The sequence below is a fragment of the Flammeovirga sp. SJP92 genome, assembly GCF_001583495.1.
GTDB lineage: Bacteria > Bacteroidota > Bacteroidia > Cytophagales > Flammeovirgaceae > Flammeovirga.
Genome location: NZ_LQAQ01000112.1, coordinates 134,532 through 153,602, shown reverse-complemented (window position 1 = coordinate 153,602; position 19,071 = coordinate 134,532). Strand labels below are relative to the sequence as shown.

The following is a 19,071-nucleotide window of genomic DNA, read 5'->3' as shown; positions in this document are numbered from 1 at the left end:
AGAATGTAATCTCCCCCTTTTTAAAAGAAAAAAGTAGTAATATTTTTAGAAATTTAATTCCAAAACATTACTACTCTTTCTTTATAATTAGAAGATTGGTATTACTATTTTACTGACGAAGTAAATCCATAATAAAATGATTATATTTTTCACCCATCGGAATTTCATAATCTACTTTGATTGCATTTCGGCGTACAATCACTTCTTCTTCTTTAAGAGGATTCCAACCTTTTTTATCTACTTCTGTCCAGTAAAATCCAATTCCTCTTTTTTGCCAACTAGGTAGATCATTGAAATTAATACCATTTTCAAATAATAACTCATTTTTAAAAGCAGTTGATTTCCCTTCAATTGCCTTAGAAGCTTGAACAGCCGTCTGTCCTTTCTCTCTCAACAGCCAGTAACAGTGTGCATTGAGTGCATTTCTATGGGCGTCTTCATTTCTCCATCTGAAATAATCTACCACGTCTTGTTTTCGAGGCAACTGTGAAATTCTACAATCAAAAGCACCAATATCTCCTAATAAAACAGAGAATTTTGCACTTGCTTCACCCGCCAATACAGAATTGTACTTTCTCAACTTTCTTGAAAAAGCGTTAATATTCAGATCAAACAGTAAAGAAATTTCATCGCTTTGTGTGAAACCATAGATGACTTTAAACCCGCAGTTCATCAAATGTTTTACTGTCTCCACCATTATATCTCTAAAACTTTCATCAAATGGCCTTTTAAAAGGATGAGTTTGTTTGGTCAATTTTGTAAAACCTCTTCCATCAATTCTGGCCACTAAATAAATATTGGGTGGAACACAAAAATCAAAAGCCGTTTCATATACTCTCAATTTTTGATCTAATTCATCAAATCTCATCTTTCCAGTCTTCTATTATAAATTCATCATTGACTATTCTTACAAAATACAGCTTATCAAAGCCTTCCTGCATTTTCGGAATTTCCATTTTTCTATAACAACTTCTTACACCAACTTCAGGTATTTTTTCTTTACCTGTTCTTAAGTCATTTCTCTTCAATGCCTCATGAATAGGTGTACTAAAGTAATACCCTACTACTTCATATTTATTTTCCTTCGCTTGTTGGATGTATTTTTCTCTTTCTACTTTAGAAGGATTAGTATTATCTACTACAAACCTTGATTGTGTTTTAAAGCAAGTTGCCAGAAACTGACTTTCTTTATTTCTTGTATTCAACTGATCCATACTTATCCTAATATGACTGTTGAAGAAATTGTTCTTATAAAAAGTAGATTTGCCTGAAGCTTGAATTCCAATAAAAATAATAGCTTGCATATCTTTTTGTTTCTTATTGTCTAAGTTTTTCTCTTACTTTCATGAGGATTTTTCCTAAACGATTCTTTCCACTTCCATCACCTGCATCTCCCCAATATGCATCATTTTCGGTATGTTCAATTAAAAGAGCATCATTTGTACTAAGTAATAATTCTTTTAACTCATAATGTTGAGAGAATTTTTCTAAGACTGCCTCATACATCACATTATCTTTCATATTATCCCAATTCTTTTTGATACGTACTTTTCTCGACCTTCCTAGTTCAGCCGCTTTCATTGGACTAGCACTCTTTCTTATTTTTTCTTGGTAGGCTTTATCTTCAAATTTTTGAGCTTGAAAATAATGTTCACTAGTGCTCCATAGCTTTCCTTTTATCTTAACTGAAAAAAGGGCAAAGTTAGAAAACTCACCCCATTTCGCATTTTCGCTATAAAATTTTATTTCTTCTCTCTGCATTTATTCTATTTTGGCTTAGTACTTAAACTCTTTAATTTATCTTTTATTTCATTTAAGATGGTCTGTGTTACTGAGGTCTCCACACCTGTTTCTTTACCATACTGAATAATTGCTCCCGCAAAAAGTTCTAATTCATTTTCGGTTTTACCTGAATTGACATCCAACTGTAATGAAGTGGGTGTCGATGAAGGAAATGAAGAGGCTTTTTTAAAAGTAAGATCGATGAGATCTTCCTTTAATTGTATGTTTTTTTTCTGAGCAATCAATCTAATTTCTTTCATAATATTGGTAGCTTCTATTCTTTGTTCATTATCTGCACAAACAGCTCCAATTGAAGAATTATGCTTGGCTGTCACCAATCCAAAACTTGCTATAAAGAAGAACTTAGTCCATATCGCTTTTTCAGAATTATCTGTAAATTCAAAATCAATTGCACTATTTTCAATGATCTCTACTACCCAATCAACATCAGAATGGAAATGTTGAGGATCTCTCCCGAAAATAAGTTTTCCAGCTTTTCCCTTGTGTTCTACTACTCCTTTTTCTTTGATATGCGAAGCGACGTAAACGCAAGAGGGTAAGATAGTATTGTGAAGAATTATTTTTCTGATTCTATCATAAATATTCGCTCCGTTCATCATTGGAAGAATTACAGTTTTCTCAGTGATGACGTGTAATAGTTGATTACAAACGTTTTCAAGGTCGTATTCTTTTACGCAAATTAATACCAGATCAGGGGCCTTTATTTCAGCAATATTTTGCAATACAAAATCAGGCTTTGTGACTTTTATCTTATGCTCCTCTGACAATAAAGTCAATCCATTGTTCTTTACAACATCATATGTTTTTCCTCTCGCGATAAAGGATACTTGATGCTTATGCGCCCTTTCATTGGTTTGATTGATCTTAAAACCAAAATAGCCTCCAACACCACCAAGGCCAATAATTATTATGTTTTTTGCTTCCATGTTTATTATGTGATTTTATGCAAATGTCCATAATTCAAAAATTATAATTACTTGACAAATGACAAGAAATCAGATTTTACCAATCTCTCTTCTGATTCTACTGAGAGAACTGTCCGTGATGCCTAAGTATGATGCAATAATTTTTAAAGATACATTTTGGAATATATGAGGTTGTAGTTTTAACAGATTCATATACCTTGTCTCTGCTTTTTGGCTAGACATGGCAATCAAACGATCATTAAGTTTGTGATAATTCACTACAAATAATAATCGTGAGAACTCTCTAAAATCAGGTATATTATGAAAGTTGAATTGGACGTTTTCTAAACTTGTTTCCCAAAATGAACACTCTGTAATGGTTTGGTAAGATTCTTTAGAAGGCTGTTGTTTAAAAAAAGAAAGGAAGTCATTTACAAAACATGGAGCCGTATAAATATTTGTAGTGACTTGTTCTCCATCTTCATTCAAAATAAAAGATCTCATATAACCTCTTTCAAGAAAAAAAGTTTGAGTACTCACTGTATTCACATCAATTAATACCTTATTTTTTTCAAGCTCAAAATAGCTAAAGGATTCGGTGATCTTCTCCACGACTTCTTTTTCTATAGGAAATAAGGAATGAAAATATTGATTCAAGGAAGCTTTGTTCATTATTATTAGTCAGAAACTTCTATTCTTCTAGATCCTATTATTTAAGAATCTAGAAGGACGGGTGATAATTGAATGGATTATTCTTCCTCAAATTAAAAGCATTCTGCCCTTTTCTCAAAACAGTGATCAATATTGAATTATATCCTGATAAAGCTTAAGATTTTCATCATCAAAACAAACAAAAAATAGTTTTTCAACCTTTTCGCCCTTCCATTGTTTCACTGTATCTATAGCAATTGAGGCCGCTCTACCCTTCGGAAATCGATATATGCCAGTACTGATATTGGGGAACGCAATGGTTGTAATATTGTTCTCTTCAGCAATTTGAAGAGCAGTGATATAACACGATTTTAGTTTTTCATCTTCGCTAGATTTACCATCATTCCATCTTGGTCCTACAGTATGAATCACCTTTTTTGAAGGGAGATTTCCAGCCGTAGTTATTACTGATTCTCCAACTTTACATCCCCCTTGTCGGTTTCTAATCTTCTGGCATTCTTCTAAAATCTGCTTGCCTCCTTTTCTATGAATTGCACCATCAACACCACCGCCACCAAGAAGTGATGTATTGGCCGCATTCACAATTGCATCCACTTCCATAGTGGTAATATCCCCTTTAATTATTTCTATGATCATGACTTTTAATTTCTTTTTCTTTTCCAAGAAGATACTTAACATTTAATTGTTCAATTGCCGTTAATTGTTCTTCTGTTACTGCAACCTTTTCTGGTTTATACCATTCAAAACTAGAGAAATAATGCTTCATATCAGCAGATTTGAAAATGTATCCATAATCTGCAAAAATTTCATTTCTCATAATCCTCAATTCCTTTTGGGATAAGTTTTGGATGTCTTTTTCATTCAAAATTTTAGAAGAAGCTATTTTATATTTCCGTTGCTCACTAATTGTTTTTGAAGGCTCAAGTATGACCACTTCACTATGAAGAAGTTGTAAGTAATGATATTGATCTGAAAAAACGGTTTTCTGATTATGAAAAGAGAAGCCCGTTTTCATATTGAAATTTTCATCATATGTGGAAGTATCAGCAACCGTTTCTGTTGATATGTGTACCTCTATTAAATCATCTTTTAAGAATTGATAAGATGCAGATGTCGCTTTTGCATTTGCTCCATCTTGATCAAAAGACCATTCCAAACTATAGGCTTTTTCTACCTCATCCTTGATCACATATAGGTTGGTATAATTCCCCACTGATATATGCTGATCGACAATAATATAGATCAAACTATCAAATACTCTTCTATACCTCAAATACACAGGCTGTATTTCTCCTAAATAATTTCTAGTAGCACCAAGATGCTTTTCTGCAATTTCATTAGGAATTTGAGTATTAACTTGAAGCTTTTTTACCTCATCAAAAAACGTTGACTCTTGTGCAAGAGAGTTAGATTTAATTGTGAAGAGAAAAAGTATGAAATAAATAGTTGCTCGCATAAGTATAAATAACATTAACCTCAAAAATAAAAATACTTCAACTAATAATGTGAAGTAATAATTTTACTGAAAATTAAATTAATAATAATCCTAATATTCTCAAAAACATGTTTGGAACTCAATGTATTTCATCATTCAATTCCAAACATGCATAGTTAATGTATTAATGCGTTTTCTTGGGTCTAATCTTCATTGCATTGATCATCCAATCCCCTGAAAGAGTTAATGTTAAAAGTTCATCTTCAAGGATTTCTACTTCAACTGTTTCTATCTTTTGAATTCCAGTTAGTACGTCTTCATTATTCATCAATAATTTGCCATTCATTTTAAACGACATTTTATAATTCAGTCCTTGATTATAAATCATTTCTTCTTTGATTCGGGCATCTCCCATATAATATGTAATGGTATAAATACCTTTTTTCAATCGAACATAAAAATGGGACTCTTTCTTCCCCTTAAGCCCATCTCTTTGCCAAAAAGGAATTCTTTCTGAAGATTCATTATGTGAAAATTTGATATGTTTTGCATCTTTCTTTTCCCACCCAAATTGATTTATATTTTCATTAAAAATATGCCTTTGATTCACAGGTACGAAATCGTGTGCGTCTAGCATAGCATACATCGCAAAGTTTAAATTAATTGAGGTAAGAGGTTCTGGTTTTGGATAGGTTTTTACTTTTGTTGTCTCATTGGAAAATTGAGGTATCGAGGCATAGTTTTTTTCTTTTTGGTCATTGAAAGTATTATAACTTTCAGGACATCCTAACAACGACCTCTTTTGGGTGGTTTCAGCTTGTTGGTCTGTACAAATGACTATTCGATCAAAGCCAATTCCTTTGTCCACCTGATAAACTGAAAATATATGATACCCTGCCTTATCCACTGTAATTTTAAATGGAATTTTCTCCATCTGAAGTAATACATTTTTATGCCAAGACCAAGTTTCCTTGGTTCCATCAGCCATTACAGCAGTCACCTTTTGACCTTTGTGACGAACTCCATTTAATATTTGTGGTCTTGCATCATCCAAACCTATTGCTATTTGACACGTTTTTTCTTTTCCTTCATTGAGTGTCGGAATACGGTATAATTCTCCATAGAAAGTTCCCGTTGTTGAAAAGTATACAGTGTAATCTAACCTTGGTGAATTTTCCTTAATATTACCTTCTATCTTCTGTGCACCTTTTGTAAACATCGAAGAACCAGTATACCCAAAGTCTTTGTATTCCTCCCATTGTATCTTTCCATTTACTTTATTTTTTGAGGAATAATTTTCCGCTTCTATTGCTATAAAACCATTTCCTTCCATATACGACTTTTCTCTTAGTTGTAAATCAAACTTTGTAGCTTTGACAGGATATGTCTTAACTATACCGTTTTCCCCTCTTACATTAATATTCGTTTGATGAGTACCTACATCAATTTTGCTCCAGTCTACACTCATCCAAATTCGATCTTCGACTTCTACTTCACCTGACGATTTGGTGAAATTCAACCATTCAACATCTGTTTCTATTACCCAATTTTGAGATTGAACCCCCTTGTTAAACACATCAATAAAACGCTGGTTATTTTCGAAGGAAGAAAATCTTAATTCAACATTTTCATTACCATTCACTTGTCCCTCACACACTGAACCTATATCTGATATGGCTTCCTCTGAAAAACATTCATCATAAACTAAATTGTTAGGAATATTGGCTACATCAAAAACACGTTCTTTAAAATTGTATAAAGCATATGGATCCATAATTCCATTCCATTTCCCCCCTTTCAGTTGTTGATTATAATACTTTAAATCAGCTTGAATTTCTTCTTCTGCCTTTTGAGAAAGTACTTTATATGCATTCACACTTTTGAAACGACCTTGTTTTGCATAAGCAACGTTTTTTCGGTAGTACTCTATTTTCTTCAACATTAATGTTGTAGCTCGAATGGGGTAATAAGCAAGGTGCCAAAAGGGTGCTTTTGCTTCAGTTTTTAATTCATCATAAATAGATTTTGCCTGATTTTCTAATTCTTCAAATTGTTCAATTTGACGTTGTGATTCATCTCCAAAATCAAAAAGACTATAGTAATGATACATCCAATTATTCTGAAATGTCCAATCCCAAAATGGAGTCATAGCTTCAGGTCTTTTAGGTCGGCAAAGATTATGGAATGTGGTCATCAAATCAGCAACCTCTTTCGCTTTGTAATTATCAATTCCTAATTGCTGTTGGGCACTTTTCTCTAAAAAGTCTTTGGAGGTATTTTTGGGATAAGAGTTGATATCATAAGCCAGTTCCATAAAAAATTGCAACCCTAGTTCTGCTGGCTTAATATCTCCAACATTTACAATCCAAAATTGACGAGCTTTAGCATCATAAACTTTCTGTAATTCTTCTTGAATCAATGGTAATGGTGTAGTGTACAACCAATCATATGCTGTAGGATAACCCTGATAGGCTAAGTGATAATAAATACCATTCCCTCCTTTTCGTTGTTGCTCATAAGGTCTAGGTAGTTGCCTTGCATATCCAAAATTATCTTCAGTCCAAACCATCATTACATCCTCTGGTATGCTTACTCCTTCACATTTTTCTTTACCATCCTTGCTTTCACCATTGTATAATTCTCCTGTCTCCTCATAAGGAACAAAAACTTGTGGAACGGCATCTTCAGCTCCAAAAGTTTCTTTAATCATCTGACGTTGTCGATCAATGACAGTTTGTAAAAGTTTTACTTTATTCTCTAAAGTCGGGTTCTTTAAATTTTCATATAAAAATGGAGAATCGTGGACACCTCTTATTCCTAGAGTATAAATCATGTTATAGTCTTTAGACTCTTCCAATCGTTCCTGCCAATATGCTTCTATGGTTTTTGGATTAACAGTATAATCCCAAACAGGAACTCCTTTAGCATCGTATTGATCAGCGTGAGCTTCTGCCCAATCATGCCATTCATCGTAATTATTTCGAGCCATATTTTCACAATGAGAACTTCCCACATAGATACCATATTTTTTTGCATTCAAGGGATTTATTGGTTTCCCATCTTCATTTTTTGATTCAAAGAAATAGCTACTTCTTTTCATCATTGCTGGCCAAATTGTATTTGCTTTTAAACGAAGTAAAAGTTCAAACACTCGTTGGTAAACTTCAGGACTTGGATTGCCATGTAATTTATCTTTTGATGTATTCTCACTCCACTGCGTAAGTGCCTCTTCATCATTTATAAAAATTCCCCTGAACTTTACAGAAGGTTCTTTGGGAAGTAATAAACAATCTTCAATGATAATTTCCTTTTTTTGCTGAGGTACAACATCACACCACCAATACAAAGGTGAAACTCCTATTCGTTGAGAAATTTCATAAATACCATAGACTGTTCCCATAGGATCACTTCCAACTAAAACAAGTGCATTATTAATTTTTGAAACAGGTTTTTGAACCGATTTTAAAAGAAAAGACTCCCATTTATTCTCAATTTCATCTGCCTCTGAAAGAATTCCTTTCTTATACATCTTATTGATATTTCTATCTTCGATTGTTCCAATAATAATTGTATTATTTACTACTTCCTTAAGGTTAGAAACTACTCTTGGCTTTTGTCCCGTAACCATCTTAACATCATTCTGTAAATCTTGTACTGCTCTAAGAATTTGGGGAGCGGAAGTCTTTGAAACATAAATGTCCGCCAATTTTCCATCTTTAAATAGTGGAAATGAATTTTGGCTAAAAGTATCCACACTAATCAATGTTAAGGCAATCATTATACTTATGATTACCTCTAATCTCTTTTTCATATTTTGCCTAATCTAATTATACTAAAAAATATCCCTTGGAAAAGGAATTGTTCTCTTCGAAATTATAGGCAAGTGCTCATCTAACAAATTAAAAAAGATAGAATTACGTTTTTTAACCGTTTAAAACAAAACATACAAAACTGATAAACAAAACATTACAGTCAAATCTAAAACAACTTCAAACTATATTGATGTTTGTGGATTTGGGAATAGTTCTTTAATTTCGACCATCAACTAAGGCAAATGAAAATAATCAAAGAAGAATTTACACAAGACGAAATCGTCGCTCAACTAAACAAACTTGCTTCAGACAAAGCATTTTCTCGTTCTAAGATAAACCTTAGACTTTTAAGGTTTTTGGTAGAGTCAACATTAAAAGGAGATGATATAAAAGAGGTCAGTATTGGTACTGAATTTTTTGGAGTAAACTATGACCCCATCAAATCTGATAATAAAGTCAGAGTTTATATTTACCACCTTCGTAAAAAACTAGATGAGTACTATACTACTTCTGCAACTCCTGGTGAAATTGTATTCCGAATCCACAAAGGACAGTATAAAGTTCATTTTGAAAAGTTTCAAAAATTACCCACTGTTCCTCCTTCAAAATTCAATAAGCTGTACTTACTGTTCGCTTTAATTCCACTTGGAGTGATGAGCTATTTTCTTCTTCAAAATAAAGCCAACGATTTTTGGAATACGTTAATGAAAAATGACTTTTCTACTACGGTTATATTTGGGGATTATTTCACCATTGAAGGACCTATCTCCACAGGTAGAAAAGGTATTATACGTGATTATGAGATTAATTCAGATGAAGAGCTTCAGACTTTTATTGAAGAACATCCAAATGTTGAAAATATTGATCAATTTCAAGGAAGCCGTCACCACTATTTTAATTGGATGGCCCCCTATTGTAGTAAAAAGATCACCCAGTTTTGGAGTGAATATGACTATGCTTTCGATATCACACAGGTTTCAGAATGGAATATAGGGCAAATTGAAAATCGGAATTTAGTATACTTCGGGCAATCGAAATCGATGGGATTACTAAAAAACATATTGAAAGAAAACTTTCCGCAATACTCCTACAGTAGTCAACAGTTATTTAGGAAAGATCCAATTTCTAAGGAAGAGACCTCGTATAATGATTACGTTACAAAAGAAGGAAAAATTATAGATTACACAGTAGTTGCCAAAATAACAATGCCTGCTGGTAATGAAGTGCGATTTTTCCTTTCAGACCAAGACTGTGGTGTCATCAGTGCGGTGAGTTATTTTACTGATTCAGAATCTGTCGATGCATTTTATAAAAGACATCAACTACATCAAAACGATGACTTCTTTGCTTTATTCAAAGTTTCTGGTTGGGAAAGAAAATCATATGAAATGGAATTTGTGTTGCTTGATAGAAAAAACTAGTAGGCTATCGGGAGTTTCTGTTGAATGTTGCTTGGTTTGTCCATCTGTTCGCAACTGTTCAATAATATAATAGTGCCTAGGTTCCATAATAAGATTGAAAAATATATCTAACATTTTTTGTTGAATAAAATTTTTCGAAAGCGTTCAATTACACTAGGCTTTATCAAGTTCAAATAATGTGATTTCTGGTCTCACATTAAATCTCACTTGCCATAAATGGCCCACTGCTCTATTGATATACAAAGTTCTTCCATCCTCTAAATCTATTTCTCCTTGAGCGTATTTTTTGTTTTTCACTGGAAGTATTGGAGCTTCTAAAAACGGAGGTTTACATTGTCCTCCATGAGTATGCCCTGCTAATATCCAACCTTTATACCCATTCCAAACATCCAAATCACAAACATCGGGATTATGGCATAGAAGGAGATTTGCTTTTTTATGATCGTAGTCATTCATCACCTTTTGAGGGGCAAAATTCACCGCCCAGTAATCATCAAAACCTATAATATTTAATCCTTCAAAATCGGATTGAGAATTTCTGAGTACTTGTACTCCTACATCAGTCAATCGGGTAGCAATTTTATCTGCTACATCTTGCTCTGACCAATTTTTGCCATAATCATGATTTCCAAGAATCCCTGCAGTTCCAAGTTTTCCTTTCACTATATATTGAAGAACTTCATCCAACTGATTCAATTGTTCTTTATCCTCATAACTGACATAATCACCTGTATAAACAACAAAATCAGGGTTAAAACTTTGTGCCTTTTAAATGATTCAATGATATAATCATAATCAAACCGGTTTCCGATATGAATATCACTAATTTGCATTAAAGTTTTTCCTACAAGATTGTCAGGAAGATTTTCTATTGGCATTTTCTTCTTGACAAATTCCAGCCAAAAAGGTTCTACTTGCCAAGTATAAAGGCCTGTCATAACACCTGCTCCAACTGTACCAAATAAAGTTTGCTTTAAAAATTTTCTTCTGTTCATGATTTTAAAATAGGTTGCTTTTAAGATTGTATGTCAAGTTAGTTATTTTTCAATATAAAATTATTCATCTTCATCAGGATAGGCATCAAAACTACCTTCAACTCTTTCCTCACAAGTTTCAAATCCTATAATATTATCATCCATTAATTCATCCAAATAATCATATACCTCATCATATTCTCCATTTGGACTTACATCTAAAGAAAAATAGGTTGCATTCAACCCTTCAAATGAAACACCTAAGGTTTTCATGGATTCAAGCAGTTCCAAACGTTTTTCATTTGGAAAATGCTCTTCAAAATAAATACGAAATGTTTGATGTCCACTAGTTTGGACCAACTCTTTGATCTCAAAGACTCCATTCTCCTCATGCTTGACTGCTCGAACGGTATCATAAAGATTTAATCCATATGCATAAAAAGGGACATTGTCGATCTGATACAGATCTTTCCCCAATGGTTTTGCCCACAAAGATTCACCTCCAATCGCCCAATGATTTGGCAGGTCAATATAAACTTTCACTAAATGTTCTTTATCCATAATTGCAGATTTTTTTATTCCAATCTCAGTTTTTACTTATAATGCTCATAAAACTTATTACTAAATAGTTCGTCAGGATCATATTTAAGTTTCTGCTTGAAAAAGTGATCCGAATTTGGATATGCTTTTCTCATTTGCTCTTTTGTATAGTGCAAGCGATAAGGCAAGTAAAATGTACCTTCATTTTTGAAAGCAATATCTACTAAAATCAGAAACATATTTTTTATAATAACTCAGATATTTATCAGCACTTATATGCTTGAATTTAAACTGTAAAGCTTCATTGTCTACCACTTTGAGTTTCACATCTAAAATAATGCCGAACAAACCATAGCCACCAATGACCAACTTAAACAATTCCTGATGTTGAGACCTACTACATTCAATAATTTCGCCATTCTCTTGAAGTAAAGTAAATGATATAACACTTGCAGCAATAGGTGGAACATCTTTTTGCCAACTATAACCGTTTACACTGATTGAACCACCTAGTGAGAATGAACTAAAAGCCTGCATAATCGCTATTGATTTCCCATAATTATCCAAATATTCCAATGCCATCACTGTCACATAATTCTTGAGCATTATTTATCCATCTTAAAAAATCTACCACAACAGGATCTAACGAATCTTAATAATTAAAAAACTTAAAGCAAACAATTAAAAGAGAATATACTAACAGGAAGAATTTCTCAAGACAATCTACTTCTATAAAATGATTGTACAAAGAAGCCTTCTGGTAGATTAAACAATCAAAAGGCTTCTTTGTTAAACTTCATTCATCACTAAATAAATGGTGTATATCATATAAAATCCAAAGAGAAACCCTGCTTCCCAACGGTCTAATTTTTTTCTTTGACCTGTCCACATTGAGGTTAAAAGAAAAACAGTCCCTCCAATCAATATATAGAGATCAAGATCAAACTTTGGGTTGTATTCGATTGGTTGAATGATGCTACTTATAGATAAAATCAAAAGTATATTGAAAATATTGGAGCCAATAACATTTCCAATAGCAATATCACTATTCTTCTTTACTGCAGCAACAACAGATGTAACAAGTTCTGGTAATGATGTTCCCGCCGCGACTATAGTTAATCCAATGATTTTTTCACTTATACCAAGCGTATTCGCTATTTTTACGCTATGGATAACTACAAGTTGGCCTCCTAAAATCAGTCCGACCAAACCAAATATTATCAGTCCAATAATTTTTAGTGTTGTTTTTTTGTTCTCCGCTGTGATATTTTGAGGTTCAGTCTTAACCTGACAAAATACATAAAAGAGAAAAAAGCCAAATAACACCAACAAAATCAAACCATCTATTCTACTTGAATAAGTAGTTCCAGAGAAAATAAAATCATTCAAAAGAAAGAGAAGTAATACAGAAATCAGAAGTGAAATTGGTATTTCTTTCCATGCTGTTGATGATTGTACTTTTATAGGTAATATTAACCCAGTTATCCCAAGAATAATGAATAAGTTGAAATTGTTACTACCTATGATATTCCCTAAAACAATATCTGAGTAGCCATTTATTGAGGCAATACTATTCACCACAAGTTCCGGTGCGGATGTACCAAACGCAACAATCGTCAAACCAATCACTAGGTCAGAAATATTGTATTTCTTTGCTAAAGAAGAAGCTCCATCCACTACCCAGTTCGCCCCAAAAATCAATGTCACGAACCCCGCTGCGACTAATAAAATTGGTATAATCATGCTATTATTTTTTATAACCAAAAAGCTAAACGGAATTGAGTTTTGAATGTTGCAATCCCCTTTTTTTTTGTATAAAACAATTTTAAAGCATTTCTATTTAGTCTGATGCTAATGATTTTCGCAAAATGATTATTGACCAGATTGATGAGGTATAGATTCGTTTAGTGTCCTAAATGCCGTTGAAATTGGTACATTTTCAGGAGAGACGATAATCGCAAAGTGCCACCAGTTTTTAGAAGCTTCTTCAAGATCATCACCCGAATAATATCTGTCTTTGCCTTTATAAGAAGTATCATCATACATTTTGTTCATACTGTAAGGATCATATACTTCAAAATAGACTTTATCTTCCATTTTTTTATAACCTTTCAAAATGATAAAATGTCCCCATCCAGTAGTATTGGCAAGATAAAACTTATCCACTCTCCACTTGCTCTTCTTTTCACGCTGCACGTAATACATATCTAAACAAAGTATCACAATATTACCCTCATCAATTTGATGAGTTAAGGAATCACAATGCTCAATCTCTTCTGTATAAGGATATAAACCGTTTTTTAGTAGATAATTTGTAATATCATATGTGTACCACCAACCTCCTTCAGGACGATAAGTATTTCGAGCATCTTCTGCTGTTTTATTAAAATTAGGATTGATCCATTTGATAGACATAGTCGCAACTGATGGTCCACAGTTTTCATAATAATAGGTTCCTGTGTTTTTTTGATCTATATACCATTCATGCTCCACATTATTACTCTTTTCCTCAATCACCTCAGTTCCTAAACCCCATTTCCTAGCATTGGTAGTTTGAGGTAAACGGATCGTCTTTATCAAAGTATCAGAGAGTATTCCATCACTTACTATATGGTGAACTTCAATTTCTTCCTCTTTTTCTAAAACAGGCAAATAGATATAGGCTTTTTCTGAGTTGTGACTGTTGATTTTTATGAGTTCACTTTCTGTGCTCCATATAATAGACAATGAATCTCCATCTTCGTCAGTTGAATTAGAAACCAACTCAAAATTGTCTATCAAATCATTAAAATCAAAGCTTGCAATTGGGGCTTTATTCGGAATTGTTTCTTCTTCGATGACATCTTTTGTACAAGAAATAATACAAAAAATCGATAATAGGAATAGGTAATAGTTAATGTTTAGCTTCTTCATAATTTTATAAGTACTAAGAGATTTTTAATACTAATTCTATTTATTGCTTGTCGATTACTTCCTTCAAAAAAACACTAAATAGAGTCACTATTATTACTTTTTAGCGTTGTATTAGCAAAATATAAGTTACAATTAATTATGATCTATTTTTGACATAGTATTTAAGGTTAATAATCTATATGAATAAATTGTTTGTCAGATAAATTTGTGAACTTCAATAGGATTTTAATAAATCTACTGAAGTCTGCTTCATTTCATTTGTTTTATCTCTTTCAAAGAACGTGATTTAGTTTTGAATTACCTTGTATTTTGTTTCCAATTTTTCAACTTCTTGAACTGATCTTTTCTGAAGATTTTCTTTTTCTTTATTTAAGAAAAAAGTCCTGATATTTAAATATCAAGACTCTTTTACTGTTAACTCTTCAATGTTAAGTACTAAGCCAAAAATAAATGATAATTAATTCTTAGTTATTTTTTGTGAGTACAACGCTCAAAAACGTATAGATAGTAGTTCTATTTAAAGTTTTTGCAAGGCAGTAATCGGAAAAAATAATATGAATTAGTATTATATAATTTTGTCTTAGTACTTAGAACTTAATTCCTACAATCAACATATCATCAACTTGTTCCCAATCTCCTACACTCCTCCAATCATTGATTGTATTTCCTAAAACTGTTTTCTGTTCTTCTGCTGAATGAACGGAAATTTTGAGCAACAATTCTCTTAACTTTTTCACCATAAACTTCTTAGCGAAAGGTCCTCCAAACTGATCTTGGTAACCATCTGTTGCCATGTAAAGACAATCTCCTTTCTGAATTTCCCAGAAATGTTCTTCATAAGTAAGATTAAGCTCACCTCCAATCGACTTACGTGTAGCTTTCAATTTATGAATCTCATTATCTCTCACCAGATAAATAGGATTTTTGGCACCTGCACAATACAATTGATTGCCTTTTACTGCAATAATTGACATGTCCATACCATCATTGTTCATGGTTTTATCTTGCTGAAGATTACGGACCACAATGTTGTTCAGCTCTTTCAGAATTTTTGAAGGAGAAAAAATCTTCTTACCCCTTACAATTTCATAAAGTGAGCTTGCTCCCATCATTGACATCAGAGCACCTGGCACACCATGACCTGTACAATCTATACAAGCATAAATTTTCCATTCATCCTGCTCAGTGAACCAGTAAAAGTCCCCACTTACAATATCTTTAGGCTGATTAAAAATAAAGTTATTTGGAAATGCATGATCAATCACCTGTTGAGATGGAAGGATTGATGATTGAATCAATAATGCACTCTTGATACTGTTTGAAATTTTCTGATTCTGATGGTTCAACTGCTTCCCTTGAGCTTCAGAATGTTCTAATGTTTCTTTTAAAATATCATTTTTCTTCAACAGCTCTTCATTCACATTTTCAATCTCAATATTTGCCATCTCAATTTTATCCAAGGCGGTTGTAAGCTTGAAATTAAGTTTCTTTGTCTTTCTCTGATTTAAATAGATATAATAAAGGAATACCAAAAGAATCAATACAATAATTACAGCGAAATAGATAAATTTTCGTTGTGCATCTAAACGGTGACTTGATTTCAATTCAATTTCTCTTAATACATCATTTTCATCTTTCTGGTCTTCTACCTCATGAAAAGCCTGCATATCAGCCACTGCTTCACTTTTCTGTATATCAAATAAACTATCAGACAGTACTATACTCTTTTCATAAAAATAGATAGACTGATCTTTATTTAAATGTTTTAGTGTTTCCGCTAACTTCAAAGCTACTTCATATTCATAATCCAATAGCTTATTTGACTTTGTGATCTTGTAAGCCATTTCATATACCTCGTATGCTTTATTGAATCGTTTTCTTTTTAAGTAATAATCACCTATAGCCAAATAAGAATTTAATTTTGGAAGAGGAAGGTCCTTTTTATTGGCTTCTTTTACTGTAATTAAAAATATCTTTCTTGCTAAAGAGTAATCACCCTGACTCATTGCCAACTGCCCTTTCAAGATGGAAAATAAAACGTAAGACTCAAAATCGTTGTCTTTCGTAAATATTTTCATGTTATTAATTCTTGTCAACACCTTGGCCAATTCATCGTATTCTTTAAATACTAAATGAATATCAGCAATGTTCAACAAAGCTGTACCTTTTATTCTATCAAGATGAATGTTATTTGAATCAACTTTAATTTTCAGAATATCCTCAAAAACTTCAAAAGCCTGAACGTATTCTTTATGTTGTATGTAGATATAACCGATGTTATTGAGAGTATAAGCAAGATCTACTTGATCAACTCTTTGCTTATCAATTTCATAAGCAACCTTCAGTAAATTTAATGCTGTAGCAGTCTTTCCTTGAGATGTGTATACAGTAGCGAGATTTGTATGTCCAGTAGAAATTAATTGCAGGTCATAAGCTTTCTCTGCAACTTCTATCGCTTTTTCACAATAATACTCTGCTGTATCAATAGAACCCTTATACTCATAATAAGTACATAAGTTAGAGAAGAAGTAAAATTCTCTATTATAACTGCTTGAAACTTTCACACAGTCTGCCTCTAAGTCCAACCAATGTTTGGCACTGTCCAGTCTACCTAGAGTTAACGATTCGCTTATTTTCCATTCTATATATTGTTCACTAAAGGTTGAATCTTCAGTATTTAGTACACTTTCATTTAGTTTAGCATATGAACAATTATATATATTAAAAAAAAATAGTAGTAATGCTACTTGTTTCAAAAATTTAGTCCAGAACATATTTTAAATAAGAGTATCGGCCAAAAATACAAAATCACTTCAATAATTCTGTATAATCCGTGAGGAAAAGTAAAAATGATTTATTAAAATTAACCTCAAAGAATTTTAATTTGATTAAAACTATTGATTATGAAGCAATTTTTGGGCGTAGACATTGGAGGCACAAATGTCAAATTTGGCGTTGTGGACGCTGATGGTAACATTATCAAGAAAAAAAAATACCCTACTGCAGAAGTTTCTGAAGGTGGTGACTTCTGTGGCAACTTCTCCAAACTACTGGCTAAAAGGCTGAAAAAGTTCCCCGATATTGCTTCTGTGGGAATTGGAATTCCTGGTACTATTTCAGCAGATGGAAATTCTACCCTTGATTTACCCAATGTTCCTGCTCTAGGAAACCAACCTCTAGTAAAAATCTTAAAAAATGATTTTCCAGGACTACCTATTGCCATGGATAACGATGCTAATGCTGCGGCTTTAGGTGAATTGCATTTTGGCTTAGAGGCAATTCCTAAGACTTACCTTTTTATTACTCTTGGCACTGGTGTTGGCGGTGGATGTGTTATTAATGGCCAAGTTTTTAAAGGTGGCGACGGTAATGGTTTAGAAATTGGTCATGTTATGTCAAGTACAGGACGTACTATTGAACAAAACATTGGTAAAGCCGGGATCATTGAAATGGCTAAGAATTACATAGCTGAAGGTAAACTCTCTACTACTCTTTCAGGTGATTTTGATGCAAAAATGGTTGCTAATGCTGCACATGAAGGAGATGAATTGGCTTTACAAGTTTATCACGACATGGGTAAATATGTAGGTGAACTAATTGTATCTGTGGTTAGAATACTAGACATCAAGACTATTTTGATTGGCGGTGGTGTTTCTGAAACATTCAGCTACTTAAAACATAATATGCACGAAGTGATCAACGCTTTTTTACCACCCTATTATACCAAATCATTAGACATTCGTCTGGCTACACTTGGCAATAATGCTGGTATTTTAGGAGCAGCTTCTTTAGGTATCAATGCTATTGAAACAAAATAAAAGATACTTTTTTCAGAAAACTGCTGAAGACCTTTATACATAGTGTTTTCAGCAGTTTTTTTGCAAAAAAAATGATTGAAGTTGTTTTTGGTAAGCGGATATAGAAATTGGAATGGCAAACCTTACAAAAGATAGTTCTCAAATTACTGTTTTTAATAGAATACCTGTTTATCTTTGCAGAAACTAAATTAGCATCATGAAAAAGATAGGTATTTTTGCATCAGGAACGGGTTCGAATGCTTTTAAAATCATTAAACATTTTGAAAGAAACGACAATGTAGAATTTGTTGTACTTTCCAATAATAAAGATGCTGGCGTATTAGAAAAAGCAGCATCACTTGGCATTCCTCATTACAGCTTTCTGAAAAAGGAATTTTCAAATGGAACAGTTTTAAGTTTCCTTCAAGAAAATGATGTAGAGCTTATCATTTTGGCAGGTTTCCTTTTATTAGTGAGCGAGGATATCATTGATCATTATCCTAATAAAGTGATCAACATCCACCCTGCTCTATTGCCAAAATATGGAGGAAAAGGAATGTACGGTATCAATGTACACCGTGCTGTTGTAGAAAACAAAGAGGCGATTTCTGGTATTACCATTCATTATTGTAATCATGAATACGACGAAGGTCAGTTCATTTTACAAGCCACTACACAGTTAGACGCTACGGATACTCCTGAACAAGTGGCCGCTAAGGTTTTAAAGCTAGAGCATTTTTATTACCCTCGTGTAATTGAAAATATTTTAGCAGAATAGAAAAGGTGAACACACTATTTT

The 19,071-nt window shown here is 32.8% G+C and carries 18 protein-coding genes; 3 read left to right on the top strand and 15 right to left on the bottom strand.

Going from position 1 to position 19,071, the window contains the following annotated elements; translation table 11 throughout:
• Positions 1 to 109: 109 nt before the first annotated feature.
• The 8 genes from AVL50_RS29920 to AVL50_RS29885 form a co-directional block, all read right to left on the bottom strand.
• On the bottom strand, positions 110 to 868 hold the full coding sequence (locus AVL50_RS29920; RefSeq protein WP_062621276.1) for a tRNA(His) guanylyltransferase Thg1 family protein: 759 nt from the start codon (positions 866 to 868) through the stop codon (positions 110 to 112).
• Positions 858 to 1,304 carry an AAA family ATPase gene (locus tag AVL50_RS29915; RefSeq protein WP_062621275.1) on the bottom strand — a complete coding sequence of 149 codons (447 nt, stop codon included), beginning with the start codon at positions 1,302 to 1,304 and terminating at the stop codon, positions 858 to 860. Before AVL50_RS29915 ends, AVL50_RS29920 begins: the two co-directional genes overlap by 11 nt.
• A gap of 13 nt (positions 1,305 to 1,317) precedes the next feature.
• Positions 1,318 to 1,761, bottom strand: a complete 444-nt coding sequence (locus AVL50_RS29910) for an NADAR family protein (protein WP_062621274.1) — start codon at positions 1,759 to 1,761, stop codon at positions 1,318 to 1,320.
• A gap of 5 nt (positions 1,762 to 1,766) precedes the next feature.
• Positions 1,767 to 2,729, bottom strand: coding sequence for a ketopantoate reductase family protein (locus AVL50_RS29905; RefSeq protein ID WP_062621273.1), 963 nt, complete (start codon positions 2,727 to 2,729; stop codon positions 1,767 to 1,769).
• 69 nt (positions 2,730 to 2,798) lie between these two features.
• On the bottom strand, positions 2,799 to 3,380 hold the full coding sequence (locus AVL50_RS29900; protein ID WP_062621272.1) for a Crp/Fnr family transcriptional regulator: 582 nt from the start codon (positions 3,378 to 3,380) through the stop codon (positions 2,799 to 2,801).
• 126 nt (positions 3,381 to 3,506) lie between these two features.
• A complete protein-coding gene (locus tag AVL50_RS29895) occupies positions 3,507 to 4,016 on the bottom strand; it encodes an O-acetyl-ADP-ribose deacetylase (protein WP_062621388.1) in 510 nt (169 codons plus the stop codon).
• Complete coding sequence (locus AVL50_RS29890) at positions 3,997 to 4,836, bottom strand: YARHG domain-containing protein (protein ID WP_062621271.1); 840 nt, start codon at positions 4,834 to 4,836, stop codon at positions 3,997 to 3,999. The genes AVL50_RS29895 and AVL50_RS29890 overlap by 20 nt, the downstream gene beginning before the upstream one ends.
• A 163-nt stretch (positions 4,837 to 4,999) precedes the next feature.
• Positions 5,000 to 8,626, bottom strand: a complete 3,627-nt coding sequence (locus AVL50_RS29885; protein WP_062621269.1) for a glycosyl hydrolase 115 family protein — start codon at positions 8,624 to 8,626, stop codon at positions 5,000 to 5,002.
• Positions 8,627 to 8,869: 243 nt separating this feature from the next.
• On the opposite strand from AVL50_RS29885, the gene AVL50_RS29880 reads away from it, so the two are divergent.
• Entirely contained in the window at positions 8,870 to 10,048 is a 1,179-nt protein-coding gene (locus AVL50_RS29880; RefSeq protein WP_062621262.1) for a helix-turn-helix domain-containing protein, read from the top strand.
• Positions 10,049 to 10,201: 153 nt separating this feature from the next.
• Here AVL50_RS29880 and AVL50_RS29875 read toward each other — a convergent pair whose 3' ends face one another.
• From AVL50_RS29875 to AVL50_RS29845, 7 genes are all read right to left on the bottom strand, one after another.
• Positions 10,202 to 10,744 carry a metallophosphoesterase gene (locus tag AVL50_RS29875; RefSeq protein WP_371259063.1) on the bottom strand — a complete coding sequence of 181 codons (543 nt, stop codon included), beginning with the start codon at positions 10,742 to 10,744 and terminating at the stop codon, positions 10,202 to 10,204.
• A complete protein-coding gene (locus AVL50_RS33590) occupies positions 10,741 to 11,043 on the bottom strand; it encodes a hypothetical protein (RefSeq protein WP_216639104.1) in 303 nt (100 codons plus the stop codon). Before AVL50_RS33590 ends, AVL50_RS29875 begins: the two co-directional genes overlap by 4 nt.
• Before the next feature lie 60 nt (positions 11,044 to 11,103).
• Positions 11,104 to 11,583 (bottom strand): DUF4265 domain-containing protein, encoded by a 480-nt coding sequence (locus tag AVL50_RS29870; RefSeq protein WP_062621261.1) that lies wholly within the window; start codon positions 11,581 to 11,583, stop codon positions 11,104 to 11,106.
• Positions 11,584 to 11,763: 180 nt separating this feature from the next.
• Positions 11,764 to 12,168 carry a hypothetical protein gene (locus tag AVL50_RS29860; protein WP_062621256.1) on the bottom strand — a complete coding sequence of 135 codons (405 nt, stop codon included), beginning with the start codon at positions 12,166 to 12,168 and terminating at the stop codon, positions 11,764 to 11,766.
• 183 nt (positions 12,169 to 12,351) lie between these two features.
• The gene (locus AVL50_RS29855; RefSeq protein ID WP_062621254.1) at positions 12,352 to 13,305 is read right to left on the bottom strand and encodes a calcium/sodium antiporter; all 954 of its coding nucleotides are present in this window, start codon (positions 13,303 to 13,305) and stop codon (positions 12,352 to 12,354) included.
• 129 nt (positions 13,306 to 13,434) lie between these two features.
• Positions 13,435 to 14,475, bottom strand: a complete 1,041-nt coding sequence (locus AVL50_RS29850; protein WP_062621252.1) for a hypothetical protein — start codon at positions 14,473 to 14,475, stop codon at positions 13,435 to 13,437.
• 587 nt (positions 14,476 to 15,062) lie between these two features.
• Positions 15,063 to 17,249 (bottom strand): SpoIIE family protein phosphatase, encoded by a 2,187-nt coding sequence (locus AVL50_RS29845; RefSeq protein ID WP_062621250.1) that lies wholly within the window; start codon positions 17,247 to 17,249, stop codon positions 15,063 to 15,065.
• A gap of 129 nt (positions 17,250 to 17,378) precedes the next feature.
• Here AVL50_RS29845 and AVL50_RS29840 point away from each other — a divergent pair, with 129 nt between their 5' ends.
• Together AVL50_RS29840 and AVL50_RS29835 are read left to right on the top strand one after the other, a co-directional pair.
• A complete protein-coding gene (locus AVL50_RS29840; RefSeq protein WP_062621248.1) occupies positions 17,379 to 18,293 on the top strand; it encodes an ROK family protein in 915 nt (304 codons plus the stop codon).
• Between the two features lie 196 nt (positions 18,294 to 18,489).
• On the top strand, positions 18,490 to 19,050 hold the full coding sequence (locus AVL50_RS29835) for a phosphoribosylglycinamide formyltransferase (protein ID WP_062621247.1): 561 nt from the start codon (positions 18,490 to 18,492) through the stop codon (positions 19,048 to 19,050).
• Positions 19,051 to 19,071: the final 21 nt, after the last annotated feature.

Bases quoted from the DNA above. Each gene is read 5' to 3' on its own strand.
- AVL50_RS29920 (WP_062621276.1), bottom strand. From the start codon at position 868: ATGAGATTTGATGAATTAGATCAAAAATTGAGAGTATATGAAACGGCT.
- AVL50_RS29915 (WP_062621275.1), bottom strand. From the start codon at position 1,304: ATGCAAGCTATTATTTTTATTGGAATTCAAGCTTCAGGCAAATCTACT.
- AVL50_RS29910 (WP_062621274.1), bottom strand. From the start codon at position 1,761: ATGCAGAGAGAAGAAATAAAATTTTATAGCGAAAATGCGAAATGGGGT.
- AVL50_RS29905 (WP_062621273.1), bottom strand. From the start codon at position 2,729: ATGGAAGCAAAAAACATAATAATTATTGGCCTTGGTGGTGTTGGAGGC.
- AVL50_RS29900 (WP_062621272.1), bottom strand. From the start codon at position 3,380: ATGAACAAAGCTTCCTTGAATCAATATTTTCATTCCTTATTTCCTATA.
- AVL50_RS29895 (WP_062621388.1), bottom strand. From the start codon at position 4,016: ATGATCATAGAAATAATTAAAGGGGATATTACCACTATGGAAGTGGAT.
- AVL50_RS29890 (WP_062621271.1), bottom strand. From the start codon at position 4,836: ATGCGAGCAACTATTTATTTCATACTTTTTCTCTTCACAATTAAATCT.
- AVL50_RS29885 (WP_062621269.1), bottom strand. From the start codon at position 8,626: ATGAAAAAGAGATTAGAGGTAATCATAAGTATAATGATTGCCTTAACA.
- AVL50_RS29880 (WP_062621262.1), top strand. From the start codon at position 8,870: ATGAAAATAATCAAAGAAGAATTTACACAAGACGAAATCGTCGCTCAA.
- AVL50_RS33590 (WP_216639104.1), bottom strand. From the start codon at position 11,043: ATGAACAGAAGAAAATTTTTAAAGCAAACTTTATTTGGTACAGTTGGA.
- AVL50_RS29870 (WP_062621261.1), bottom strand. From the start codon at position 11,583: ATGGATAAAGAACATTTAGTGAAAGTTTATATTGACCTGCCAAATCAT.
- AVL50_RS29860 (WP_062621256.1), bottom strand. From the start codon at position 12,168: ATGCTCAAGAATTATGTGACAGTGATGGCATTGGAATATTTGGATAAT.
- AVL50_RS29855 (WP_062621254.1), bottom strand. From the start codon at position 13,305: ATGATTATACCAATTTTATTAGTCGCAGCGGGGTTCGTGACATTGATT.
- AVL50_RS29850 (WP_062621252.1), bottom strand. From the start codon at position 14,475: ATGAAGAAGCTAAACATTAACTATTACCTATTCCTATTATCGATTTTT.
- AVL50_RS29845 (WP_062621250.1), bottom strand. From the start codon at position 17,249: ATGTTCTGGACTAAATTTTTGAAACAAGTAGCATTACTACTATTTTTT.
- AVL50_RS29840 (WP_062621248.1), top strand. From the start codon at position 17,379: ATGAAGCAATTTTTGGGCGTAGACATTGGAGGCACAAATGTCAAATTT.
- AVL50_RS29835 (WP_062621247.1), top strand. From the start codon at position 18,490: ATGAAAAAGATAGGTATTTTTGCATCAGGAACGGGTTCGAATGCTTTT.